Below are 24,216 nucleotides of genomic sequence, written 5' to 3'. Positions count from 1 at the left end.
TGACGATAAACACTCCCTTCGTCGGCCGCATCGATGGCTGATCCAGTCCGCTCGAAATGCACCGCACGGCCACTTCAGGGCCCGGTGCGTGCGGCGTGCGGCGTGGTGTCCTACGAGGTCACACTCCCAGCTGGAGCCCGGCGGCCGCCTCCTCCACCATGGCGAGGCCGAGCCTGCTGACCCGTACGGAGAAGGGCGCGCCCGCGACGCGCAGGCCCGTCAAGCCGATCTCGCCGAGGGGCGCACTGCGCACGGGACGCAGCGTGACCGTACCCGCCGGGGCGTCGGGACGGATCCCGACGAGGGTGGTGAGCAGCAACACCCCGGCGGCCGTCGCGGTGGCGGCGGGACGGCAGGCCGCGGGATGCGGTACGGGAGCGCCCCCGTCGGTGCGCTGCTCGCCCGCGTACATCTCGGGCAGGCGGTGACCGAAGGCGTCGGCCGCCGCCAGCACCCCGCGCAGCAGTGAGGTCGCCTCCTTCTCGTACCCCGCGGCGGTCAGACCCGCGACGGCGATCGCCGTCTCCTGGACCCGCACGGCGCCGCCACGGTGACCGAACGGGCTGTACCCCGCCTCCTTGACGCCGAGCCCGCGCAGTCCCCAGCCGGAGTCCATGGCGGGGGCGCCGAGCAGCCGGGCGAGTTGTTCCGTCCGCACCTTGTCGAGCAGCCCCGGTGCCAGTTCGCCACCGCCCAGCAGACCTGTGTCGAGCAGGTGGACGACCGACGCGCCGAGGTGCGCGACGAGGCGTCCGTCCGGGGCGCGCGCGACCGCGGGACGTCCGCCGTCGGGGTGCTCGACCCAGAAGTCCTGCCGAAACGCGTGCCGCAGTGCCCTCGCCCACTGCCGCAGCCCGTCGCCACCGGGCCGCCCGCAGGCGTCCAGCAGGTCGGCGCCGAGAACGGCCGCACGGTGGGCGTGGGCCTGTGTCTCGCAGCGGGCGGGGGCTCCGGTCTGCGGGTCGTACAAGTAGATGCCGTCGCCCACGGTGGTCCGCAGCCAGGTCAGACAGCGCTCGGCCGCCGACAGCAGTTCCTCGACCTCCTGTGCGGGCAGCCCCCAGCGGCGGGCCTCGGCGAGAAGCGCCGGGAACAGGAGCGTGGCCTCGGTGGCCGAACAGGCCGGCGGCAGACGCGGGCCCGCGTCCCGCAGCGGTCCGGGGATCATTCCGGAGCGCACCCCTGGGCCTGGGAGTTGGGTGCGGGCGAGGGCGCGCAGCGTGCCCGCGGCGATCCGGGTGCCGAGCGGCAGTGCCATCCGGGCCGCGGCCAGCGCCTCGGCCGGAGCCAGGCCGCAGCGCCAGGGCACCCCGGCCGCGAGGTACATGTCGGACGGGTGCGCCGGGTCGCGCAGCAGCAGTGCCTGGAGGTCCTCGACGGTCGTGCGCAGGAGTGCCTGCGCACCCGGGTGGTCGCCGGTCGCGCGCGCGGCGGCGAGTGGGCTCGTCGCCGCGCGGCCCACGGCTCGGACGGGTCCCGCGCCGTCCGGTCGGATACGTAGTTCGAGGGTCGTACTTCCGCCCGGAGGCAGTTCGATGTCCCAGCGCAGCAGTCCCGCGGAGGCCAGCGCGTCGGCGGGTGGCGGGTCGGCGGTGACCGACGACGTACCGGAGGCGCAGGACCATCGCAGGCCGGAGTCGTGGACGCTGGCGGGCAGTTCGGGCCCCGGGGTGCCGGACGCGATGGCCCCGAGGTCGGCCAGGTCCGTACCCAGAGCCACCTCTACCGGGAGACGCAGCGGGCGCTGGGCCGTGCTGTGCAGTGTGATCCGCTCCGTGCCGTCCGCGTGGCGGATCCGCTCGACGACGACGTCCGGATCCGGTCCTGCGCCCGGGGACACACACAGGGTCCCGACGAAACGCGACTGGTCAGCCGCGGTCATCCGTGCCTGGACCGCGAGCGGTTCGCGGCCTGCCACGCGAACCTGGCAGCGGGACAGAATGCGCCGGCCCGCACGGTAGTAGCCCTCCAGTCCCTGGCCGGTCAGCTGTGCCTGCTCTGTCGAGATCACGAGTCCGGGGAGGGCGACGCAGATCAACGCGGTGTGGGTGGACGGGAGGTCGGCGGCACGACGAGGGGTCGGGGGCGCAGTCGGGGCCGAGGATTGAGACGGAGACCATGCCTGATTCCTGGACCAGGACGGCTTGGCGCGGCTCGCGGGCGAAGGGGACGGGCTTGCGCTCGTGAGCCCGGGAACTCGGTCTTGCTCCACGGGGGTGTGGGGCTGGTTCTGCGTTGGGTTCTGGACCTGGTTTGGACTCTGGACCTGGTTTGGGTTCTGGTTGTCGTACTGGTTCTGGCTGTTGTTCTGGTTCTGGTAGTAGTTCGGGTTCTGCTCGCTGTTCTGGTTCTGGCTCGGGTTTGTCCGGGCGGGCGATCGGTCCTGGTGCGCACCGGACTCGTCCGCGGGCTGCGGACCCGTGCCTGCGCCCGTGCCCGGAGGTAGGGGCGCAGTGGATCGCCCGGCGGCAAAGCGGTCGTCGTCGACTGAGGGCGGAGTGGACTGGTGCATACGGTGTCTTCTTCTGCGCTCTGTGCGCCGCCGGCGTGGGCGGCGCCGGCCGGAGGGCTGGGGGCGGAACCTGGGCGCGGCAGCGCGCACCGTCCATGCGTTCCGCCACTCAGGTGAACGGAGCCGGGCTCCCTGGGGTCACGGCCGCCATGGGGCAGCCAACCGAATGGCGGCGGTGCAGCGGCCCACCTGGCGCCGGCCCTGGGGCGTGGTCCTCATGCCTCCCCCTGCTCATGCCTCCTCATCGGTGTCACCGCGCCCAAGGCTCGCGCCTCCCGCCCTGGTGCTCCGACACCGCGCAGCCCCCTTCCCCGCACCCCGTGGGCGCGTACTGCCCGTCGGGGCCGCGCCGTGGCGGCGCCCCTCTGTGACACCGGCGCCGCCACGCGAACGGCGTCGGCGGCGAGGCGCCGCTCCCGATGCGACCGGAGAACCAGGTGTGTCACTCGCGACGGCACCGGCCGCGTCACCGGACACCGCTTCAGTCACCTCACTGACCACCGGCTCAGTCACCTCACGTGCCTCCGGCCCGGTCACGTCACGTTCCGCGCGCTCGGTTCGCAGGCAGCGGCGGACCGATTCCGGGTCCAGGCCCTCGTTGCAGGCCTGGTGCAGCAGACGGGCGAAGAGGTACGCCGGGTCAGCGCCCAGCGCCATGGCCAGGGCTTCCCGGGCCTCCAGGTCGTCGCCGGTCGACCAGGCGACCCAACCCGCAAGAGTGAGGGGCGCAGCGGCGTGCTCGCCGTAGGACCCGACACAGCGGCGGGCCAGGGCGCGCCAGAGACGGAGCGCGGGACCGGCCTCGTCCCCCTCCATCCATGCCGCCGCCCAGTCCCGGGTCGTACGGTCCTGGAGACCAAGAATCAGCGCCGCTGCCTCGTCATGTCCCAGCAGTTCGTCGTCGCGGCCGTCGGCCATGAGCGTTCCGGAGACTGTGGGCGCCTCGGCGTAGCGCCTCATGACCCGTTCAGCCAGTGCCAGGGTCTCGTCAGCCACACAGGCACGGCTCATCTCGTCCAGGATCCTGGGGACCAGATTCCTGCTGGCGCCGTCCAGGGCGGCCTCCTGATCCAGCGCGGCCGCCGTCTCCCAAGGCAGCAGCCTGGCCCGTAGTTCTCGCAGCGTGCCGCGCACCTGGACGCCGGCGTAGGTGGCTGCGGCGGCCAGCACCGAGGTGCCGGGCAGGCCCATCGCGACGCCCTCGGCCGGACAACACGCCTCGCCTGTGCAGCAGTACGACCAGAAGCGGCCGTCCGAGATGCACAGCGCTTCGATGACCGGCACGTCGAGGAGACCGCATTCGACACGGATGTGCTGGGCGAGGGGCTGGAGCCGTTCCATGACCTGCCGGCCGGACTCACCCTTCCTCGGTTCCTGACAGAGGTAGGCGACCATCTGCTCGGGCCGGGCGCCCCTGCGCTCGCTGCCCGTCACCAGTCCCTGTGCCAACTGACGGGCCACAGAAGCCCAGTCGTCGGAGCCGGCCGGGATTCCGAGCCGCGCCCGGCCGCCGAACCGGCCCCGGCCGCCCTTGTCGTGCAGGGCGACCAGGACGATGCTGTCCTCGGGGCGGTACCCGAGCAGGTAGGGCAGCGCATCGGCCAGTTCGGCCGGGGTGCGCAGGGTGACCTGGTGCGTGGCTGTGGGGCCCTCGAACGCGGCATGTCCCATATCCGCGTCTCGCGCCATGTCGCCGCTTTCGAACGATCCAGTCGTTTCGCCGTGATTCGTCATGCGCTGACGATCTCGCGAATCCCACGGTTCCGCTTTGCCCTGTGGATAACTTCCGTCAGGGACACGCCATGGGGCTCGGCCGAGTGCGGAACCGGACTCGGTGGAGCCCGGGACCCTCAGCCCGCCGCGGCGAGGACCAACGGAAGAACTCGTTCGCTGCCGGCCTGACGGAGCAGGCGGGCGGCGACCGCGAGGGTCCAGCCGGAGTCCGTGTAATCGTCCACGAGCAGCACCGGGCCGGGAGCACCGGCCAGGGCACCAGCAAGGTCCTCGGAAACGGCGAAGGCACCGGACAGCACCCTGAGACGCTGGGCGGAATTGCTCCGACGCGGTGCGTGCGCGCCGCTCGGCCCGGTGCGCGTCAGGCTTCCGAGGAAGGGGAGACGGCCGACGGTTGCGATTCCCTGGGCCAGGGAGCCGACCAGTTGCGGGCGGGTCAGGGACGGAACAGCGACGACGCCCACCGGCCGGGCAGAGGCGTCCGGGACATTCGGCGCCCAGCCACCCGCCGAGCGAGCCCAATCGGCGAGAACCGCCACCGCGGCCTGAAGGACATCGTCCGGGACCGGCGCATCGGGCGCGTTCTCGGCCAGCAGCGGGCGCAACCGGTTGCCCCAGCCGATGTCCGACAGGCGCCCCAGAGCCCGCCCGGTGGAACCCTGCTCCTTGGCCGGGATACGCCCCTTGAGGTCGATGCCCAGTGCGGGCATCCCCGTCGGCCACATGCGGCGCGGTTCGACCTCCACCCCCGGGCGGTCCAGTTCCTTCGTCGCGCCCGTCAGCATCTCCGCCGAAACGGAGGGATCGGCCCAGACGCCCGCGCAGTTGTCACACCGACCGCACGCAGTCGCCCCCTCGTCGTCGAGCTGCCGACGCAGGAACTCCATTCGGCACCCGGACGTGCTCACGTAGTCGCGCATGGCCTGCTGCTCGGCCGCACGCTGCCTGGCCACCCAAGCGTACCGCTCGGCATCGTAGGTCCACTGTCGACCGGTGGAGGTCCAACCGCCCTTCACCCGCTTGACGGCCCCGTCGACGTCGAGCACCTTGAGCATGGTCTCCAGCCGGGTACGCCGAAGTTCCACGACCGCTTCCAGCGCCGGCAGGGACAAGGGCCGTCCCGCATCGGCGAGGGCCGAGAGGGTCTGGCGAACCTGGGCCTCGGGCGGGAAGGCGGTATCGGCGAAGTAGCGCCAGATCGCCTCGTCCTCCTTGCCCGGCAGCAGCAGCACATCGGCGTGCTCCACACCGCGGCCCGCGCGGCCGACCTGCTGGTAGTAGGCGATCGGCGAGGACGGCGAGCCGAGATGGATCACGAAGCCCAGATCCGGCTTGTCAAACCCCATGCCGAGCGCGGAAGTGGCGACCAGCGCCTTGACCCGGTTCTCCTGAAGATCGACCTCGGCCTGCAGCCGGTCGGCGTTCTCCGTCTTGCCCGTGTAGGGAGCCACGTTGAAGCCGCGCTGCCGCAGGAAGGCGGTGGCTTCCTCAGCCGCGGCCACGGTAAGGGTGTAGATGATCCCGGAGCCCGCGAGTTCGTCGAGGTGCTGGGCGAGCCAGCCCAGGCGGTGCGCGGCGTCCGGCAGCTGGACCACGCCCAGCCGCAGGCTCTCCCGTTCCAGCGGGCCGCGCAGCACCAGGGCCTCACCGGCCCCCGTGCCGAGCTGCTCGGCCACATCCGCCGTGACCCGCGCGTTGGCGGTCGCGGTGGTCGCCAGCACCGGTACGCCCGGTGAGAGCTCGGCGAGCATCGCCCGCAGCCTGCGGTAGTCGGGGCGGAAGTCGTGCCCCCAGTCCGAGATGCAGTGCGCCTCGTCGACCACGAGGAGGCCGGTCGTGGACGCGAGCTTGGGCAGCACCTGCTCGCGGAAATCGACAGAATTGAGGCGTTCCGGACTTACCAGGAGGACGTCCGTCTCACCGCGCTCGACCTCCCCGTAGATGGCGTCCCATTCCTCCGGGTTGGCCGAGTTGATGGTGCGCGCCTGGATCCCGGCCCGCGCCGCCGAATCGACCTGGTTGCGCATCAGCGCCAGCAGCGGCGAGATGATCACCGTAGGGCCTGACCCACGCCGCCGCAGCAGTGCGGTGGCGACGAAGTAGACCGCCGACTTGCCCCAGCCGGTGCGCTGCACCACCAGCGCGCGGCGCCGATCCTCCACCAGAGCCGCGACCGCCTGCCACTGGTCGTCCCGCAGCCGCGCCGAACCCCCTGGGTCACCGACGAGCTCAGCGAGGATTGCGTCGGCTTCAGCGCGGAGCTCCAGGTTGTCCATACCCCCATGCAACCCGATCGCAAGGACAATGGGCCAGCTCACCCAGCGTGACCACCGGCTCGCGCGGCAGCAGTGCGAGCGGCAGACGATGCGCGAGTACATGAGGGGCGTGGGGCAGGCGCGGGGCAGGTCATGCCCGAGTAGGCGCGGGACGAGGGGTCGGCGCTGCGCGAGGAAGCGCGGGACGAAGCAGGCGATACAAAAGCACGCGCGGGACGCATGCCTGCCGGACGCAGCTCCGGCGCCGGCTGGACTACGAGGACGCCAAGCCATGCGGTCTGTGGTCTTGGTCTGTGGTCTTGGTCTGTGGTCTTGGTCTGTGGTCTTGGTCTGCGGTCTGTGGGCTTGGTCTGCGGTCTGCGGTCTGGGCCAGCGGTCTGCGGTCTTGGCCAGCGGCCAGCGGGACATCTGCGCAAGTACGAGGTTCACCGCGGACGGCGGATTCCCGCCGCCCCGCAGGTCGTTTCCGGGCGGCCCGGGGGCGACTGTCGGACAACGACAGACCGTCCAGCAGCGATCAGTGAGCGTGGTGACCGGCGACAGAGTCCAGCACCTCAAGGCATTCGACCGCGCGCTGACGTGCCATCCACCCTTGCCAGGGACCTCGTCCACTCTCTACCGCTCCCTCCGCCGCCCTTGCCCGAGGCGGGGGGCGACTCCTCACGGCCACATCCCCGCACTCGTTCGAGTCCTGTACGCCTCACCCCCTGATCGGGGTCGAACGCGTCGCACGCCGCCGCCTCTCGTATCATCGGGTGAAACACGGGGTAGGGATATAAGCCACACACCATCGCATAGGGGTCGGTGGCCCCAATTGCTCGTTGCCGCATCCCAGTTCGACAGGAAGAATTGAAGTCCGCTCCCCGCACGGCTCGTCCGTGATCAGGTAGGGCTCTGCTGCGGTGTGCGTTCCCTCGAATCCGACCCGCCCGCAGTGTGGGCGCGTAGCCGAAGGGAGGCCCGTGACCTTCGGATTCGCTCCGTCCTCGGCGGCATCGTTGTCGACATCCACGTCCGCCGCTTCCGCCAGCCGTCTGCTCGAACCCGCGGAGTGGGCCGCCGCAGGGATCCCACTGCTGCGCAACCCCCGGGAGGTCGTCAGTGGCCTCCACTCCCGGCATCGCCCCAAGTCGGCGACGGCGATCGTGGCCGTACTCGACCCCGACGAACGAGTTCGGGCCAGTGCCTCGTTCACTCGCCGCCCGGTCCCGGCCGACGGCTGGATGTTCCGCAATGCGCTGCTCGCCCAGTTGCGCAAGGTGATCCCGCACGACCTGCGGCGCCGCACTCCGGTACGCACCGCCGTGCTGCTCTACTGCCGTGAGGGCGACGCGCGCTGGACGGAGGAGGACGGCGCGTGGATGTGGGGGCTGCGCGACGCCTGCACGCTGCACGGGCTGCGCTGCGGGGCGTACATCACGCTGACCCACGACGGCTGGCAGGTTCTCGGCGAGGGCCGCGGCGGCCGTCGCCCCAACACCGACTCGGCGCCGGAGCCCTTCGGGTTGTCCGAGGCGCCGCCGCTGCTGCCGCGCACCGGTGGCGCCGCCTCGGAGGTCCTGCTCCGCGCCGCCGCCCGCTGAACCGGGCCGATCGACGGAGCTTCACTCCAGCGAGGCGGACACGCGCGTACGCCGCGAAGAGCCTGCCCGCAGGGCGCACGGCGGGGCATGTCATGGAGCCGGAGCCCCGTCGTCGACGGCAGCGCCAGGCGTGGCCCTGCCCCAAACAGATGCATTGACGCTGCCGGTGCCGACCGCGGATTCGTGCGCCCCGGCCGGCGGCCGAGCACTCGCCCGCGACGGCCGGCCGTCCAGTGGGGAAACGTGCCCGACGCCATGAAGTCCGGGCCGGGCGGAGGCACACGCCCACGGCGTGCGCCCACTGCGACCACAGCCGTCCGGGCATGCAGAAACGCCCACCGTGCGGGTGCCGCCGCGGCAGCACCTCCGTCGCTCCCGGCTTGCGCCGAGACCGGCGGACTCGACTCAGACGCCCGCGCCCAGCACCGCGTTGATCTGCTGCGGGTCACCACAGACGATCATCAGGGCGCCGGCCTTGGCATGGGCCAACGACAGGGCGGTGGCGGCAGCGGTGGCGTTGACGGCCACGACGACCACCGGACGGGATCCCGCACGACCCGCGATGGCGGCGTCGGCATAGAACACGTCGTCGCGTGCGTCGTGCTGTGCCCAGTACGAGGCTTCGCCGAAGGACAGCTCGTGAGCGGCCCAGGGGTGCGGATCGCCGGTGGTGATCACAAGAATCTCACCGGGAACGCGACCCGAGTCCAGGAGCAGGTCCACGGCCTCGTCCGCGGCTTCGAGCGCACCCTCGACCGTGGCCGGGATCAGCTGGAGCTGCGGAGTCGCCGCATCAGAAGGGGCAGGGGTGACAGGACCCGACGGTTCGGGCTTGGACCCGGCCACGTCGCGCGCAGTACGTTGCACCGGCGGCGCGGGCCGGAGAGGTCCGGGACGACCGGGGCGCGACGGAGCCGCGGGGCGGGGTCCGGGTACGGGGCGGGGGGTCGGCGCGATGCGGCCGCTGGCCGAAGTGGCGCGGGGACCCTGGACACTCTCGTGAATCTGAGGCTCCTCGGGAATGAGAGGCATGAGCTGTTATTTATCAAACATTGGTGCGGCTCGCGCCAGCGGGTGGCACATCAGTGCGAGCGGAATCGTCAGAAGTCGAAGCCGAGCTGACCCTCGATCTCCGGAACGCGTCCGTCCGCCCAACTGCGGGCCTTCTTGAGATGCCGCCACTGGGGCAGCGCATCAAGATACGCCCACGACAACCGGTGGTAGGGGGTGGGACCCCGTTCCTCCAGTGCGGCCTTGTGCACGGGCGACGGATACCCGGCGTTGTCCGCAAAACCGAAGTCTGCATGGTCGATACCCAGTTCGGCCATCATTTTGTCGCGCTGAACCTTGGCGATGACCGACGCCGCCGCGACCGCCACACACGACCGGTCACCCTTGATGACCGTGCGGACCCTCCAGGGGGCACCGAGGTAGTCGTGCTTCCCGTCCAGGATCACCGCGTCGGGACGGATCGGAAGGGCATCGAGGGCACGCACCGCCGCGAGGCGTAGTGCCGCTGTCATGCCCAGGTCGTCGATCTCCTGCGGAGAGGAGTGCCCCAGGGCGTACGACGTCACCCACGTCCTGAGCTCCAGGGCGAGTTCGTTGCGTCGTTTGACGGTGAGCAGCTTCGAGTCGGTAAGCCCTTGCGGAGCCCGGCGCAGTCCGGTGACCGCCGCGCAGACGGTGACAGGACCGGCCCACGCACCGCGCCCCACTTCGTCGACACCTGCAATGACCTTCGCTCCGGTCGTGGCGCGGAGGGAGCGCTCGACGGTGTGGGTAGGTGGTTCGTACGGCATGGCGCCCTTAGCCTACGCCGCCGGGATCCCCGCGCGACACCCCGGTTCGCCAGGGCCCCCGCACCGTCGCCGTGGACCGCTCTCAGCCGCCGTGCGGACGCAGCAACGGCACCATCAACTGGTCGATCATCTCCTCGATGTCCCGGTCGGTCCATTCGCTTGCGCACATCTTCGAGCGATACATCATCATGGCTGGAATGGCATCGAGGACGTATCCGTTCACCCCGTCCGGCCGCACCTCACCTCGCTCGATTCCGTGCTCGATGACCTCCCTCAGGAGCTTTATGGTCGGCTCGACGACCCCCTCGACGATCACCGCATGGAAGCGTTCGGCCTGGGCGTGATCGCATTCGTGAATCACCGAGCGCAGCGCGAAACCGGGGCGCGAGAACATCGCGTCGCGCGCCTGTGTGCACAGCACGATCAGGTCCGAACGCACGCTCCCCCGGTCGGGGGCCGCGTCGAGTCGTGGCAGCCCCGCCTGTAGCGCGTCCGCGACCAGGTCCTCCTTCGACGGCCAGCGCCGGTAGACCGCGGCCTTGCCCGTCTGGGCGCCGGCGGCGACGCCTTCCATCGTGAGGCCGTTCCAGCCGACCGTGCCGAGCTGCTCCAGCGCGGCATCGAGGATCGCGCGTTCGAGCACAGCGCCGCGCCGACGGAGGGAGGCCGTCCGAGCGGGGGCGGCCGTCCAGCCCGAAGTATCCATCTGAGCGTCTCCAGCGAGCAGGGGAAGCGGGTGTTCCGGGGATGAGGGACGAACCGCACGGCGTCGAAGGGGGACACGCCGGGCGGCAAAGCGTTAAGTGAACGCTTGCGTTCACTACTGGGGACTCACTACCGTTGACGCGACAGTGAACGCGAGCGTTCACTAAGGCACTTGTGGGGGACCCATAGTGACAACCTCTCAGTTGGTTCAGAACCAGAAGCCAGGAGCGGCACGCCGGGAGGGGCATCCCGGCATAGCGCTCACCGTCATCGCGGCCTGCCAACTCATGGTGGTACTCGACGCGACGATTGTGAACATCGCTCTCCCGCACATTCAAGACGCGCTCAAGTTCAGCACGACCGATCTCACCTGGGTGGTCAGCGCCTACACGCTCACCTTCGGCGGTCTGCTGCTGCTCGGCGCCCGGGCGGGTGACATCCTGGGGCGCCGCCGGGTGTTCATGTCCGGCATCCTGCTCTTCACCTTCGCCTCGCTGCTGGGTGGACTTGCCCAGGAGCCCTGGCAGTTGCTCGCGGCACGCGCTCTCCAGGGCGTGGGTGGCGCGATCGCGTCGCCCACCTCGCTGGCCCTCATCACCACCACCTTCCCGGAGGGCCCGGAACGCAACCGGGCCTTCGGCGTCTTCGCCGCGGTGTCCGCGGGCGGCGGAGCCATCGGCCTGCTCGCGGGCGGCATGCTCACCGAGTGGCTCGACTGGCGCTGGGTGCTTTTCGTCAACGTGCCGATCGGTGTGCTGATCGCCGTGCTGACCCCGCTCTACATCAGCGAGTCCGAACGGCACCCGGGACGCTTCGACATCGCGGGGGCGCTGACCTCGACGGTGGGAATGGCATCCCTGGTGTACGGCTTCATCCGCGCGGCCGAGGAGGGCTGGCGGGACGGCCTTGCCCGTGGTTCCTTCGGGGTCGCGGTGGTGTTGCTGCTGGCCTTCGTGTTCGTCGAGAGGCGGGCCAAGGAACCGATCACCCCGCTGCGGATGTTCACTGACCGCAACCGTTCCGGCACGTACGTGATCATGCTGAGCCTGGCCGCGGCGATGTTCGGCATGTTCTTCTACATCGTGCTGTTCGTGCAGAACGTACTGGGCTACAGCCCGATCAAGGCGGGCGTCGCCTTCCTTCCCGTGACGGTCGCGATCGCGCTCGGGGCGGGCCTGTCGCAGCGCTTCCTGCCGGTTCTCGGTCCCAAGCCGTTCCTGCTCACCGGCTCCGCCCTGGTGGCGATCGGACTGGCCTGGCAGACCCTCATCAGCCCCGACAGCACCTACGTGGGCGGCATCCTGGGCCCGATGCTGGTGTTCGCCTTCGGTATGGGCCTGAACTTCGTCACGGTGACGGTCACCGCGGTCTCCGGAGTCGCCCAGCACGAGGCGGGCGCCGCGTCGGGACTGCTCAACGCCACGCAACAGGTGGGTGGTTCGCTCGGTCTCTCCATCCTGACGACCGTGTTCGGCACGGCAAGCAAGGACGAGGCGGAGAAGCAACTGCCGAAGTTCCTCGCCGGCGGTTCCGCGGAGCAGAAGGCGGAGTTCGCGAAGACGCACCAACTGCCCGCCCCTTGGGGCCACGAGGTGCTCGCCCAGGGCATCTCCACCGCCTTCATCCCGGCAGCCGCCATGGCCTTGCTCGCCCTGGCGACCGCAGGGCTGGTGATACGGGTCCGCAAGAGCGACCTGGAGGCACTGGCGGGGACGGCCGGCCCCACGGCCGGCTGATCCAGCCGGGCCCGCGCGGTACCACAGGTGACCGGACCATGTCCGACAGGATGACGGCAGAGTCGTCGGTCCGGTCACCCACACTGCCGCGTACACGGCGAACGTGAACATCATGGACACCAGCCGCACCCCGACCTCCCCCGCCCCGCTCCCGTGCCACCTGCCTGTGCGCCCCCATGCGTCGCACGGTGGATGTCAGAAGAACGAGCGAGTGGTCACGCAGAGTTCCCGACGGGCACGGAGAGTTGACATCCGGCGCGTCGCCCCCCCTCGAAGCCGACAGGACCTTTGCCAGGTAGTCCAGCGACGAGCCTTCTGGCCGCAGCGCCCGGGACCGGCACGCACCGTGGCGCCGACGCCAAGACCGTCCCGTGCCGCGAGGGCAGGGCCCGGCGGCCATCGGACACCGTGACGCTTCGAGAGGCGACAGATCGTGTCAGACGGACGTCGTGACCCAGCCCGGCACTGCCTCCGTCTGCTCCAGCCAGGCGGCCGGCGGGGCTCCCGCCTTCCCCGACGCCAGCACCCCGCCCACGATGGCGCAGGTCGTGTCCACGTCCCCGCCGACCTGAGCGGTCCTCCAGAACGCCTGTTCGTAGTCGCCCAGCGCTCGCGCGGCCGACCAGATAGCGAAGGGCACGGTGTCATGGGCGGTCGTACGCCGCCCGCAGCCCAGCACCGCCGCGACCGTGGCCGCGTCGCCGTAGTCCAGCATGTCCCGGGCGCGCCGCAGGCCCGCGCCGACGGCGCTCCTGGGGACGAGCGCGATGACGCCGTCGAGGAGCGCCTCGGGGCTGGGCGGCCCACCGGGGGCGCCGGCCAGCGCGGCAGCCGCGGCGACGGCCATGGCGCCGACGACGGCCTCACGGTGCTGGTGCGTCGGATAGGCGGAGATCTCCGCCTGGTGGGTCGCCTGCTCGGGATCGTCCGCGTAATAGGCACCCAGGGGTGCGATCCGCATCGCGGCGCCGTTGCCCCACGACCCCTGTCCGTTGAAGAGCGCGGCAGCCAGTTCGCGCCAGTCGCCGCCTTCGCGGACCAGGCGCAGCAGCCGGTTGACCGCCGGGCCGTACCCGCGGTCGAAGTCGTGGTGCCGGGCGAAGGAGAGGGCCAGGGCGTCCTGGTCGATGCGCCGGTGTGCGGCCAGGACGGTCACGACGGAACAGGCCATCTCCGTGTCGTCGGTCCACTGCCAGGGGCCGGATGGCAGCTGTCGTTGCTTGAGCAGTGGATAGTTCACCGGCACGAAGAACTGCGAGCCCAGCGCGTCCCCCACCGCCAGTCCGCGCAGGCTCGCCAGGGCGCGCTCCAGGCGCCCGTCGTGTGAGGAAGTCATCGCTCTGCCACTCTATCCGGTGATCCCGTACGGTTCCGGATCTCGCCAACGGTCGAACGGCCGATCAAGCGTGTACTTGCCGTCGTCCCCCAGAACGAGCATCCGCATCTCCGCGTTCCCCGGGTTCGACAGCGACTCGAAGTCCGCGACCGTCCAGTGGAACCAGCGCATGCAGAACAGGCGCATGGCCAGGCCGTGGGTCACCAGGAGCACGTTCGGTGGATGGTCGGGGTCCTCGAAACTGCGGAAGAGGCTCTCCAGGAAGCCGCCGACCCGGTCGTAGACGTCGGCGCCGGACTCCCCCTGGGGGAAGCGGAAGAAGAAGTGCCCGTACGCGTCCCGGTAGGCCTTCTGCAGACGTACGTCGTCGTGGTCCTGCCAATTTCCCCAGTCCTGCTCGCGCAGCCGGGGCTCCTCACGCACCCGTATGAGCTCGGGGTCCAGGTGGAACGCCCGGAACGTCTCGTGGGTACGGCGGTACGGGGAGACGTACACACTGACGCGTTCGCGGCCGAACACCTCGCGCACCCGTTTACCCGTCTCCTCGGCCTGTCGCCATCCCTGTTCGGTCAGGGCCAGGGCGTGGTCGGGCTCACGCTCGTAGACGGTGTCATCAACATTGCCCGTTGACTCGCCGTGCCGGACAAGGACGATGCGCCGTGGTCGTGCCATGCCAAGACCCTAGATCTAGTGGCGGCCGATCGAAGACTCCTACGGCCTCCATACGGCGTAGGTCACACAGATCCTGCCCAGGGACCGCACAAGGGCACATGATCGACCGTACGGGAGATCACACCGTCCAGCTCGGTTCCATCTCCACGATGTCCCCGGTCAGGGCGGCGACGTCCGCCTCCAGCTGGGCTCGCAGGGCGAGCCGCTCCACCCGCTCGGTGCGGTACTTGCCGTGCTCGGCCTGCGAGCGCCACATCGACAGCACCAGGAACTCCTGCCCCGGCGCCTCGCCGAACAGCCCACGGACCATCCCGGGCGAGCCGGCCATGGCTGGGTTCCAGACCTTCTCCTGCATGAGGGTGAAGTGCTCGGCGCGCTCCTCGTGAACCCGGCAGAGGGCCACCCTGATCAGGTCCGCGTCCGTGAAGCGCGGTTCGAAACCGGTCTTCACGTCGAAGCGGTGGTCGAACAGCTTGACCTGGGGATCCTTGAACGTGCCGGCCTGGGCCGTCGCGAGCCGGTCGTGAGAGCGGGCCATGAAGGAGTCGTAGAAGGCGCGGCTCTCCCAGAACGCGAAGACATGCGCCACCGAGGGCCGCCCCCTGCTCCAGCCTCCGCCCTGTCCCCGGAATCCCGGCTCTCCCAGAAGCCCCGCCCACTTTCGCTGCCCCCGCTCGAAGCCGCGGCGGTCCACGACGGTGCAGCGAATCCACTTGACCAGCACCGCGCCATCGTACGGCCCTGAGCGTGGCACCCGTCACTGTCCGGCCGAGAGCAGCCACGCGAGCGACACGTGCGCGTGGCAGGATGGACAACCGGCCCTGACGAACGGGCAGTTCGGTCCAAGGGCTTCGGTGACACGGGGAAGGGGAGTCCGGTGAGCGGCCTCAACAAGGGCATCCGCAAGGTCGAAGTCGCGCTGAAGTGGGACCCGAGCGCGCCGGGGGAGGCGCCGACCGACCTGGACATCGTCGCCGCGACGTACATCGCGGGCGATCCCCATGGCACCCCTGCCTACGTCGTGTACTTCGACAGCCGCTCCCCCGACGGCACGATCTACCTCAACCGGGACAGCAAGGACGGCAAGGGTTTCGGCTGGGACGAGGTCATGACGCTGGAGCTCGACCGGCTCGACGCCCGGTACGCGCGCGTGGTGGTCGGCGTCGTCATCCAGCAGCGTTCCGCCGAGCGCACGTTCGTCGGCGTGCTCAACCCGGGGCTGCGCATACGGGAGGGTTACACGGTCCTGGCCGAGGACGACTTCGGCAGCGTCCTCGGCGCGACGGCCGCGACGGTCGCGGAGTTCGTCCGCGACTCCTCCGGAGGGTGGACCTTCCACTCCGGTGTCGAGGGTTTCGACGACGATCCCACGACCTTCACCAGGACCATGGGCAGGGCGTGACGGTCGGTCCCTCATCCGGTCCAGGGGGCGACGATCGCGAGGGTCTCCGCCAGGGCCTCCAGGACCTGTTCCCGGTGGGTGAGCGGGCGGGGCGGCCCGTCGGTGTTGCGGGTGCGCACACCACGGTGGGCCACCACGTAGAGCATGCGCAGCGTGCGTACGGCGTTGGAGGCCCAGGCGGGCACCGGTCCGGGCTCGCCCGTATGAAAGGCCTCGGCGATCGGGTCCAGCCACGCCACGGACTGCGCCGCGGTGAGGTCCGGATGGCTCAGGATCCGGGCGAGGGCGTAGGCGATGCGGTCGTCCTCCAGGGCGTCGAAGAGGTGGTCGGTGGGGGCCAGCAGCCGATCGGCCGCCAACCCGGCCAGCGGCAGCGGGTCCTGGCCAGGATGCCGGGACAGGGCGGCCAACAGGTCGGCGCCGTGTGCGGCGGCGTGCAGCCAGCCGAGTGCCGGGTCGTACCCGCGCAGGTCCTGCTCCGCCGGATACCAGGCGGCGAACGGCCGCCACCAGGCTTCGCGCCAGTCCCCCGCCTCGACGATCCGCGCCAGGACGAGCGGGGCGAAGGTACGGGCCTGCGGTTCGGCATCGGTGAAGTACGCGGCCATGCGGTCGCCGAGGTCGTTCCGCTCCGCTGGGTCGAGGGCCGGTATCCAGCCCACGGCCGTGACGTAGGCCCGGTCGTCGCGCACCGTCGGGTCGGGTGAGCGGAGAGCGGTGACCAGGCCGTCCAGGGCGGCGGCGCGGGGCGCCCCCGAGAGCTCGCCGATATCACCGTCGTACAACTGCGTCGTGGTCATGATCGGAGGCTAAGGGAGCCGCCTCCGGTTCGGACACGCACCGAAAAGGGCTGCCGGTGCGAAAAGAGTCGCCGACAGGAAACAGAAAAAGGGGCGCCGACGGATGGTCGGCGCCCCTCCTCCTCAGGGACTAGGCGTCAGTGGCCCGTCGAGTGCGAGTCACTGCGCGTCGTCGCTTCGCGGACTCAGCTGCAGCCGCTGGTCGAGCCGCAGCCCTCGCAGATGTAGCAGGAGCCGGCCCGCTGCATCTTCGTACCGCACGAGAAGCACAGCGGGGCGTCGGCCTGGATGCCCAGCTGCATCTCGACCAGTTCGGCACTGGTGTGGACCTGCCTGGGGGCTTCCGGCTTGATCTCCTCGACCTGGACCTTCGGCGGGGCGACAGCCTTCAGGTCCGTCTGGCGCGGTGCCGACTGGGCCAGGCCCTCGACGTCGACCTCGTCGTCGGTCGGCTCGTAGGAGCCGGTCTCGAGGTGACGCTGGCGCTCGTCGGCGGAGTGGATACCGAGCGCCGATCGCGTCTCGAAGGGCAGGAAGTCCAGAGCCAGGCGACGGAAGATGTAGTCGACGATCGACTGCGCCATCCGCACGTCCGGGTCGTCCGTCATACCGGCCGGCTCGAAGCGCATGTTGGTGAACTTCGAGACGTACGTCTCCAGCGGCACGCCGTACTGCAGACCCACCGAGACGGCGATGGAGAAGGCGTCCATCATGCCCGCGAGCGTCGACCCCTGCTTGGACATCTTCAGGAAGACCTCGCCGAGACCGTCGTCCGGGTAGGAGTTGGCGGTCATGTAGCCCTCGGCGCCACCGACCGTGAAGGACGTGGTGATCCCCGGACGGCCCTTGGGAAGACGCTTGCGGACCGGGCGGTACTCGACGACCTTCTCCACCGCGGTACGGATGGTGTCCTCGGCCTTCGCCGTGACAGCGTCCGTCGCGGACTTCTCCTTCTCCTTGGTCTTGGCGGAGAGGGGCTGGCCGACCTTGCAGTTGTCGCGGTAGATGGCGAGCGCCTTGACACCCATCTTCCAGGCCTCGAAGTAGACCTCCTCGACGTCCTCGACGGTGGCGGTCTCCGGGAGGTTGACCGTCTTGGAGAGGGCGCCCGAGATCCACGGCTGGATCGCGGCCATCATGCGGACGTGGCCCATCGCGGAGATGGAACGCTCGCCCATGGCGCAGTCGAAGACCTCGTAGTGCTCGTGCTTGAGGCCGGGGGCGTCGATCACATTGCCGTTCTCGGCGATGTGGGCGACGATCGCCTCGATCTGCTCCTCCTGGTATCCCAGGCGGCGCAGGGCCTGCGGGACGGTGCCGTTGACGATCTGCATCGAGCCGCCGCCGACCAGCTTCTTGAACTTGACCAGGGCGAGGTCGGGCTCGAGGCCGGTGGTGTCGCAGGACATCGCGAGACCGATGGTGCCGGTCGGGGCGATGACGGACGCCTGGGAGTTACGGAAACCGTTCTGCTCGCCGAGGCGGATGACGTCCTGCCAGGCCTCCGTGGCGGCGGCCCAGATCGGGGAGTCCAGGTCGTCCATGCGGACGGCCTTGCCGTTGGCGTCGGAGTGCTGCTTCATGACGCCCTTGTGGGCGTCGGCGTTGCGGGCGTAGCCGTCGTACGGGCCGACGACCGCGGCCAGTTCGGCGGAGCGGCGGTACGACGTACCCGTCATCAGGGAGGTGATCGCGCCGGCGAGGGCGCGGCCGCCGTCGGAGTCGTACGCGTGGCCGGTCGCCATCAGCAGGGCGCCGAGGTTGGCGTAGCCGATGCCGAGCTGGCGGAACGCGCGCGTGTTCTCGCCGATCTTCTGGGTCGGGAAGTCCGCGAAGCAGATGGAGATGTCCATCGCGGTGATGACGAGCTCGACGACCTTGGCGAAGCGCTCGACGTCGAAGGACTGGTGGCCCTTGCCGTCGTCCTTGAGGAACTTCATCAGGTTCAGCGAGGCGAGGTTGCAGGACGTGTTGTCCAGGTGCATGTACTCGCTGCACGGGTTCGAGCCGTTGATACGACCGGACTCCGGGCACGTGTGCCAGTTGTTGATCGTGTCGTCGTACTGGATGCCCGGGTCGGCGCAGGCCCAGGCGGCCTCGGCCATCTTGCGGAACAGGGACTTGGCGTCGACCTCCTCGATGACCTCACCGGTCATGCGAGCGCGCAGGCCGAACTTCTCGCCGTTCTCGACGGCCTTCATGAACTCGTCGTTCACGCGGACCGAGTTGTTGGCGTTCTGGTACTGGACGGACGTGATGTCGTCGCCGCCCAGGTCCATGTCGAAGCCCGCGTCGCGCAGGGCGCGGATCTTCTCCTCCTCCTTGACCTTGGTCTGGATGAAGTCCTCGATGTCGGGGTGGTCGACGTCCAGGATGACCATCTTGGCCGCGCGGCGGGTGGCACCACCCGACTTGATCGTGCCGGCGGAGGCGTCGGCACCGCGCATGAAGGAGACCGGGCCGGAGGCGTTGCCGCCGGAGGAGAGCAGCTCCTTGGAGGAGCGGATGCGGGACAGGTTCAGGCCGGCGCCGGAGCCGCCCTTGAAGATCATGCCCTCTTCCTTGTACCAGTCGAGGATCGACTCCATGGAGTCGTCGACGGCCAGGATGAAGCAGGCGGAGACCTGCTGGGGCTGAGGGGTGCCGACGTTGAACCAGACGGGGCTGTTGAAGCTGAAGATCTGGTGCAGGAGGGCGTACGCCAGCTCGTGCTCGAAGATCTCGGCGTCGGCGGGCGAGGCGAAGTACTTGTGGTCCTCGCCGGCCTTCCGGTACGTCTTCACGATGCGGTCGATCAGCTGCCTGAGACCGGTCTCGCGCTGCGGGGTGCCGACGGCGCCCCGGAAGTACTTGCTGGTGACGATGTTGACCGCGTTCACCGACCAGAAGTCGGGGAACTCGACGCCACGCTGCTCGAAGTTGATCGAGCCGTCGCGCCAGTTGGTCATGACGACGTCACGGCGCTCCCAGGCCACCTCGTCGTACGGATGCACGCCGGGGGTGGTGTGGACGCGCTCGATACGCAGGCCCTTGTTCACCTTGGTGCCCTTGGCGCGGGAACTCCGTGCCGGACCGCTCGCCGTCTCTGTCATGCCGCCTCCCTCTACGGGCAAAAACGCCCTGAAGTGCCCTGATTGTTCCCAGGGCACGGTGTTCTGTCTGGTGTCACGGGCGCTCTCACACTGCCCCCGCAACAGGTCTCCGGTCGCCGCCGCTCGGCCGGATCCGGCGTTTCCGCCCGGGTCCGGCCCGTCGGTCAGTCGGCGGCGTGCGCGGGATCGGGGACTTGAGCAGTCCCGCCGGACCCGCGATGGTCTTCCTGGCCCCCCGGGCTCACGCCCGTACCGTCTTCACGGCCCTCGCGGTCTTCGTCGTCCGCGGCGGGGCGTCCCGGCTGTTCCCTGAGTTCCGTGATCGCAGCCTCGAAGTCCTCGAGCGAGTTGAACGCCCGGTAGACCGAGGCGAACCGCAGATAGGCGACGAGGTCAAGTTCCTGCAACGGGCCGAGTATGGCCAGCCCCACGTCGTGGGTGGTCAGCTCGGCGCTTCCGGTGGCCCGCACCGCCTCCTCGACCCGCTGGCCGAGCTGGGCGAGGGCGTCCTCGGTGACAGGCCGACCCTGGCACGCCTTGCGCACGCCGTTGATGACCTTGGTGCGGCTGAAGGGCTCGGTGACTCCGGACCGCTTCACCACCATCAGCGAGCACGTCTCCACGGTCGTGAACCGACGGGAGCAGTCAGGGCACTGGCGGCGCCTGCGGATCGACGTGCCGTCGTCGGTCGTACGACTGTCGACCACACGGCTGTCGGGGTGCCTGCAGAAGGGGCAGTGCATGTACTCCAACCCTCCTCACAGCAGACTCAATGGCCTCGAAAGACCTCCCGGGCCCCTCGAAGCAGCCCCAAGCATAGGCGATCGCCGGGTGTCCGAAGACCGGGGGGACCACAACTTCTGGGCCGCAGCCGCAATCCAACCACTAGATGTGGGGCTTGGCTCATACATACACGCGGAACTCGCGTGTCACCTGCGGATTGGCACGTGCCAGACGCCAGTACCGCCACACCGAACGTCCGGGGCCCCGCGCGACACGCGGATGCGCGGGGGCGCGGGTGGCCGCGCCGCGCACGGGCGTACCGTTTCGGCACTTACGGAGATACCGTGGGCGCCGCACGGAGGAGACGTGGGACTCCCGCACAGAGCGCGGGTGGTTCACGGTCGGCGGACCTCCGGATGGCAAACTGGGGCGGCAACCCAAGAGGTCACCGGCCCCGGCGGCGAAGGGTACGACAATGAGCCCTTTTGTCCGTCGGCCAGCACGTTAGCCATACACCCAGACACATGATCGCGACAGACAATCCGCGATTTTTCACTCGAACGTGTGTTTGGCGCAACCTTTCGAAAGCAACTACCGTTGTCCAGCAGGGAGACCATCGAGAGGGGCCGACGTGACCACCACCGCAGACAGTGCCACCATCACTGCCCAGGACCGCTCCCAGGGCCGACTCGAGCCGGTGCATGCGATGAACGAAGCCGCGAATCCCGAGGGACACAAGCGGTCCCTGCCAGGCCGACCCCCAGGGATCCGGGCGGACAGCTCAGGACTCACCGACCGGCAACGCCGGGTGATCGAGGTCATCAGGGACTCCGTGCAGCGGCGCGGCTACCCGCCGTCGATGCGGGAGATCGGCCAGGCGGTCGGCCTGTCCAGCACTTCCTCGGTCGCACACCAGCTCATGGCACTGGAGCGCAAGGGCTTCCTACGCCGAGACCCGCACCGCCCGCGCGCGTACGAGGTCCGCGGCTCCGACCAGGCAGCCTCCGCGCAGCCCACGGACACCGCGGGCAAGCCTGCCGCGTCGTACGTCCCCCTGGTCGGCCGCATCGCGGCAGGTGGCCCGATCCTCGCCGAGGAATCCGTCGAGGACGTCTTCCCGCTCCCCCGGCAGCTGGTCGGCGACGGTGAACTGTTCGTGCTGAAGGTCGTCGGTGACTCGATGATCGAGGCCGCGATCTGTGACGGCGACTGGGTCACCGTCCGCCGCCAGCCGGTAGCCGAGAACGGCGACATCGTCGCCGCGATGCTCGACGGCGAGGCCACTGTGAAGCGCTTCAAGCGCGAGGACGGCCACGTCTGGCTGCTCCCGCACAACGCGGCCTACGAGCCGATCCCCGGCGACGACGCGACCATCCTCGGCAAGGTGGTGGCCGTTCTGCGCCGCGTCTGAGCACACCCGCGGGAAGGCCTCACCGACCCGCCGCCTGACTGGGCCCCGGGACCCCTGCGCCGGTTCCGGGGCCCTGTGTTGTCCGCGTCCGGTTCGAGAGTGATCTCTCCCGTGATCCAGGGCTGTGGTGGTTCAGAGTTCCTGCGCGGGGGTCGCGCTGTGACGGGTTGCGGCTGGGGGTCGCGCTGCGGCGGAAAGCGCCCATCGGGTGTCGCGCCGTGAGGTCCGCCGTCGGACCTCACGGAGTGGCTGGCCGCTGTCGGACCTCACGGTGGCTGGCCGTCTGGCGTCGGACCGCGCAGGGTGGCTGTCCAGCTTCGGGCTTCGCGGGTGGTCTGTCGCTGCGACACAACAGACCACCCCGCGACCGTCACACCGCTTCCGTCTGCTTCGCCGTCGCGTCAATGGCCGCCAGCGACTTCCGGACCTGGTTACGGTCCGTGGTGAACCAGAAGTCGGGCAGTGACGCCTTGAGATAGCTTCCGTAGCGCGCCGTGGCCAGGCGCTGGTCCAGTACGGCCACCACGCCGCGATCCCCCATTGCCCGTACGAGGCGACCCGCGCCCTGCGCCATGAGCAGCGCCGCGTGCGTGGCGGCGACAGCCATGAAGCCATTGCCGCCGGCGTCCTCCACCGCCTTCTGGCGGGCGCTCATCAACGGGTCGTCCGGGCGCGGGAACGGAATCTTGTCCATGACGACCAGCTGACAGCTCGGGCCGGGCACGTCGACGCCCTGCCACAGGGACAGCGTGCCGAAGAGGCACGTCCGGGGATCGGCCGCGAAGTTCTTGATGAGCTCTCCGAGGGTCTCCTCGCCCTGGAGGAGGATCGGGAAATCGGGGATCCGGCCACGCAGCTCCTCGGCGGCCAACTGGGCGCCCCGCATCGAGGAGAAGAGGCCGAGCGTTCGGCCGCCGGCCGCCTGGATCAGTTCGGTCAGCTCGTCGAGCATGTCGGCCCGGTCGCCGTCACGCGCGGGGCGCGACAGATGCTTGGCGACGTAGAGGATGCCCTGTTTGGGGTAGTCGAAGGGGGACCCCACGTCGACGCCCTTCCACTGCGGGACGTCCTCGTCCTCCTTGCCCACCGTGCCCTCGGGAGCGAGCCCCAGCGAGGCGCCCACGCCGTTGAAGTCGCCGCCCAGTTTCAGCGTCGCGGAGGTCAGGACCACCGAGCGGTCGGCGAAGAGCTTCTCCCGCAGCAGGCCCGACACGGACATCGGGGCGACACGCAGGGAGGCCCCGAAACGGTCGTGTCGCTCATACCAGACGACGTCCCACTCGGAGCCGTTCACGATCCGCTCGGCCACGTCGTGCACCGACTCCACGGAGGCCAGTGCCTGCTTGCGCACGGCGTCCTCGTCCTGGACGGATTTGTCGCGGGTGGCGCCGATGCCGGAGATGACCGTGCGGGCAGCGTCCCGCAGCGCCATCAGCGCGTAGCCGAGATCCTCCGGGATCTCCTCCAGGCGGCCGGGCAGTGCCAGCTCCATCAGCCGCTCGAAGCCCTCGGCCGCGGTCTGGAGCTGGTCGGCGGCCTTCTCGTTGACGAGTTTGGCGGCGCGCCGCACCGCACGGTTGACCTGGCCAGGGGTCAGTTCGCCGGTGGCGACCCCGGTGACGCGCGAGACCAGTTCGTGCGCCTCGTCGACGATCAGCACCTCGTGCTGCGGCAGGACCGGCGCCCCCTCGATGGCGTCGATCGCGAGCAGGGCGTGATTGGTGACGACCACCTCGGCCAGCTTGGCCCGCTCGCGGGCCATCTCGGCGAAACACTCCGCGCCGTACGCGCACTTCGACGCGCCCAGGCACTCGCGGGACGAGACCGACACCTGGCCCCAGGCACGGTCGGAGACGCCGGGAGTCAGGTCGTCCCGGTCGCCGGACTCCGTCTCGTCCGCCCAGTCGCGCAGGCGCAGCAGGTCCTGGCCCAGCTTGCTGGTGGGCGCGGCGGCCTCGAACTGGTCGAAGAGGCCCTCCTCCTCGTCCTGCGGGACCCCTTCGTGCAGGCGGTGCAGGCACAGGTAGTTCGACCTGCCCTTGAGCATCGCGAACTCCGGTCGGCGGCGCAGCAGCGGATGCAGCGCGTCGACCGTGCGCGGCAGATCCCGCTCCACGAGCTGACGCTGAAGGGCCAGGGTGGCCGTCGCGACGACCACACGCTCCCCGTGCGCGAGCGCGGGCACGAGATAGCCGAGGGACTTTCCGGTTCCTGTGCCGGCCTGGACCAGCAGATGGGAACCGTCGTCGATCGCCTCCGCGACGGCTTCGGCCATGGTCACCTGGCCGGGGCGCTCCATACCGCCGACAGCAGTGACGGCAGCGTGCAGGAGTTCGGGGAGTGAAGGCTTCGTCATAGCCCGACCACCCTACGGCTCGGCACTGACAAACGTGTGATCAAGCAGGGGATCACGGCGGGCGTGGGAGCGGGGA

17 protein-coding genes are annotated in these 24,216 nt (G+C 70.0%); 4 read left to right on the top strand and 13 right to left on the bottom strand.

Annotation, left to right across the window (positions count from 1 at the left end; all coding sequences use genetic code 11):
- Positions 1–118: 118 nt before the first annotated feature.
- From ACFV0T_RS27340 to ACFV0T_RS27330, 3 genes are all read right to left on the bottom strand, one after another.
- Positions 119–2,035 (bottom strand): glycogen debranching N-terminal domain-containing protein, encoded by a 1,917-nt coding sequence (locus tag ACFV0T_RS27340; RefSeq protein ID WP_385784522.1) that lies wholly within the window; start codon positions 2,033–2,035, stop codon positions 119–121.
- A 708-nt stretch (positions 2,036–2,743) separates the two neighbouring features.
- Complete coding sequence (locus ACFV0T_RS27335) at positions 2,744–4,246, bottom strand: DUF4192 domain-containing protein (protein ID WP_385784378.1); 1,503 nt, start codon at positions 4,244–4,246, stop codon at positions 2,744–2,746.
- Between the two features lie 116 nt (positions 4,247–4,362).
- Entirely contained in the window at positions 4,363–6,522 is a 2,160-nt protein-coding gene (locus tag ACFV0T_RS27330; protein ID WP_385784375.1) for a RecQ family ATP-dependent DNA helicase, read from the bottom strand.
- 962 nt (positions 6,523–7,484) lie between these two features.
- Here ACFV0T_RS27330 and ACFV0T_RS27325 point away from each other — a divergent pair.
- Positions 7,485–8,105 (top strand): hypothetical protein, encoded by a 621-nt coding sequence (locus tag ACFV0T_RS27325; RefSeq protein WP_385784372.1) that lies wholly within the window; start codon positions 7,485–7,487, stop codon positions 8,103–8,105.
- A 405-nt stretch (positions 8,106–8,510) separates the two neighbouring features.
- On the opposite strand, the gene ACFV0T_RS27320 is transcribed toward ACFV0T_RS27325, so the two are convergent.
- From ACFV0T_RS27320 to ACFV0T_RS27310, 3 genes are all read right to left on the bottom strand, one after another.
- On the bottom strand, positions 8,511–9,137 hold the full coding sequence (locus ACFV0T_RS27320; protein ID WP_385784369.1) for a hypothetical protein: 627 nt from the start codon (positions 9,135–9,137) through the stop codon (positions 8,511–8,513).
- A gap of 68 nt (positions 9,138–9,205) precedes the next feature.
- Positions 9,206–9,907 (bottom strand): ribonuclease HII, encoded by a 702-nt coding sequence (locus tag ACFV0T_RS27315; RefSeq protein WP_385784366.1) that lies wholly within the window; start codon positions 9,905–9,907, stop codon positions 9,206–9,208.
- Positions 9,908–9,989: 82 nt separating this feature from the next.
- Positions 9,990–10,613, bottom strand: a complete 624-nt coding sequence (locus tag ACFV0T_RS27310; protein WP_385784363.1) for a TetR/AcrR family transcriptional regulator — start codon at positions 10,611–10,613, stop codon at positions 9,990–9,992.
- 187 nt (positions 10,614–10,800) lie between these two features.
- Between ACFV0T_RS27310 and ACFV0T_RS27305 the strand changes: the two genes are divergently transcribed.
- Complete coding sequence (locus ACFV0T_RS27305) at positions 10,801–12,348, top strand: MFS transporter (RefSeq protein ID WP_385784359.1); 1,548 nt, start codon at positions 10,801–10,803, stop codon at positions 12,346–12,348.
- 436 nt (positions 12,349–12,784) lie between these two features.
- On the opposite strand, the gene ACFV0T_RS27300 is transcribed toward ACFV0T_RS27305, so the two are convergent.
- The 3 genes from ACFV0T_RS27300 to ACFV0T_RS27290 all read right to left on the bottom strand — a co-directional run bounded on the left by ACFV0T_RS27300 (position 12,785) and on the right by ACFV0T_RS27290 (position 15,080).
- Positions 12,785–13,684 (bottom strand): ADP-ribosylglycohydrolase family protein, encoded by a 900-nt coding sequence (locus ACFV0T_RS27300; RefSeq protein ID WP_385784356.1) that lies wholly within the window; start codon positions 13,682–13,684, stop codon positions 12,785–12,787.
- Between the two features lie 12 nt (positions 13,685–13,696).
- Positions 13,697–14,356 (bottom strand): histidine phosphatase family protein, encoded by a 660-nt coding sequence (locus tag ACFV0T_RS27295; RefSeq protein ID WP_385784353.1) that lies wholly within the window; start codon positions 14,354–14,356, stop codon positions 13,697–13,699.
- Between the two features lie 118 nt (positions 14,357–14,474).
- Positions 14,475–15,080, bottom strand: a complete 606-nt coding sequence (locus tag ACFV0T_RS27290; protein ID WP_385784351.1) for a YdbC family protein — start codon at positions 15,078–15,080, stop codon at positions 14,475–14,477.
- 153 nt (positions 15,081–15,233) lie between these two features.
- Here ACFV0T_RS27290 and ACFV0T_RS27285 point away from each other — a divergent pair, with 153 nt between their 5' ends.
- Positions 15,234–15,758: a TerD family protein gene (locus ACFV0T_RS27285; RefSeq protein ID WP_385784348.1), complete on the top strand. Its 525-nt coding sequence runs from the start codon at positions 15,234–15,236 to the stop codon at positions 15,756–15,758.
- Between the two features lie 11 nt (positions 15,759–15,769).
- On the opposite strand, the gene ACFV0T_RS27280 is transcribed toward ACFV0T_RS27285, so the two are convergent.
- From ACFV0T_RS27280 to nrdR, 3 genes are all read right to left on the bottom strand, one after another.
- Positions 15,770–16,558 carry a DUF2785 domain-containing protein gene (locus ACFV0T_RS27280; RefSeq protein ID WP_385784345.1) on the bottom strand — a complete coding sequence of 263 codons (789 nt, stop codon included), beginning with the start codon at positions 16,556–16,558 and terminating at the stop codon, positions 15,770–15,772.
- 185 nt (positions 16,559–16,743) lie between these two features.
- The gene (locus tag ACFV0T_RS27275) at positions 16,744–19,650 is read right to left on the bottom strand and encodes a vitamin B12-dependent ribonucleotide reductase (protein ID WP_385784342.1); all 2,907 of its coding nucleotides are present in this window, start codon (positions 19,648–19,650) and stop codon (positions 16,744–16,746) included.
- A 164-nt stretch (positions 19,651–19,814) separates the two neighbouring features.
- Entirely contained in the window at positions 19,815–20,393 is a 579-nt protein-coding gene (nrdR, locus tag ACFV0T_RS27270) for a transcriptional regulator NrdR (RefSeq protein ID WP_385784339.1), read from the bottom strand.
- 611 nt (positions 20,394–21,004) lie between these two features.
- Here nrdR and lexA point away from each other — a divergent pair.
- Positions 21,005–21,784 (top strand): transcriptional repressor LexA, encoded by a 780-nt coding sequence (gene lexA / locus ACFV0T_RS27265; RefSeq protein ID WP_385784336.1) that lies wholly within the window; start codon positions 21,005–21,007, stop codon positions 21,782–21,784.
- 370 nt (positions 21,785–22,154) lie between these two features.
- Here the strand turns inward: lexA and ACFV0T_RS27260 are convergent, their stop codons facing one another.
- The gene (locus ACFV0T_RS27260; RefSeq protein WP_385784334.1) at positions 22,155–24,140 is read right to left on the bottom strand and encodes an ATP-dependent DNA helicase; all 1,986 of its coding nucleotides are present in this window, start codon (positions 24,138–24,140) and stop codon (positions 22,155–22,157) included.
- Positions 24,141–24,216 lie beyond the last annotated feature (76 nt).

The sequence above is a fragment of the Streptomyces sp. NPDC059582 genome (assembly GCF_042735715.1).
GTDB lineage: Bacteria > Actinomycetota > Actinomycetes > Streptomycetales > Streptomycetaceae > Streptomyces.
The sequence above is the reverse complement of the archived record's forward strand: the minus strand, read 5'-3'. Positions and strand labels throughout refer to the sequence as shown.

Excerpts from the sequence above, each read along its gene's own strand:
- ACFV0T_RS27335 (WP_385784378.1), bottom strand. The coding sequence starts at position 4,246 with ATGACGAATCACGGCGAAACGACTGGATCGTTCGAAAGCGGCGACATG.
- ACFV0T_RS27330 (WP_385784375.1), bottom strand. The coding sequence starts at position 6,522 with ATGGACAACCTGGAGCTCCGCGCTGAAGCCGACGCAATCCTCGCTGAG.
- ACFV0T_RS27320 (WP_385784369.1), bottom strand. The coding sequence starts at position 9,137 with ATGCCTCTCATTCCCGAGGAGCCTCAGATTCACGAGAGTGTCCAGGGT.
- ACFV0T_RS27315 (WP_385784366.1), bottom strand. The coding sequence starts at position 9,907 with ATGCCGTACGAACCACCTACCCACACCGTCGAGCGCTCCCTCCGCGCC.
- ACFV0T_RS27310 (WP_385784363.1), bottom strand. The coding sequence starts at position 10,613 with ATGGATACTTCGGGCTGGACGGCCGCCCCCGCTCGGACGGCCTCCCTC.
- ACFV0T_RS27300 (WP_385784356.1), bottom strand. The coding sequence starts at position 13,684 with ATGACTTCCTCACACGACGGGCGCCTGGAGCGCGCCCTGGCGAGCCTG.
- ACFV0T_RS27295 (WP_385784353.1), bottom strand. The coding sequence starts at position 14,356 with ATGGCACGACCACGGCGCATCGTCCTTGTCCGGCACGGCGAGTCAACG.
- ACFV0T_RS27280 (WP_385784345.1), bottom strand. The coding sequence starts at position 16,558 with ATGACCACGACGCAGTTGTACGACGGTGATATCGGCGAGCTCTCGGGG.
- ACFV0T_RS27275 (WP_385784342.1), bottom strand. The coding sequence starts at position 19,650 with ATGACAGAGACGGCGAGCGGTCCGGCACGGAGTTCCCGCGCCAAGGGC.
- nrdR (WP_385784339.1), bottom strand. The coding sequence starts at position 20,393 with ATGCACTGCCCCTTCTGCAGGCACCCCGACAGCCGTGTGGTCGACAGT.
- ACFV0T_RS27260 (WP_385784334.1), bottom strand. The coding sequence starts at position 24,140 with ATGACGAAGCCTTCACTCCCCGAACTCCTGCACGCTGCCGTCACTGCT.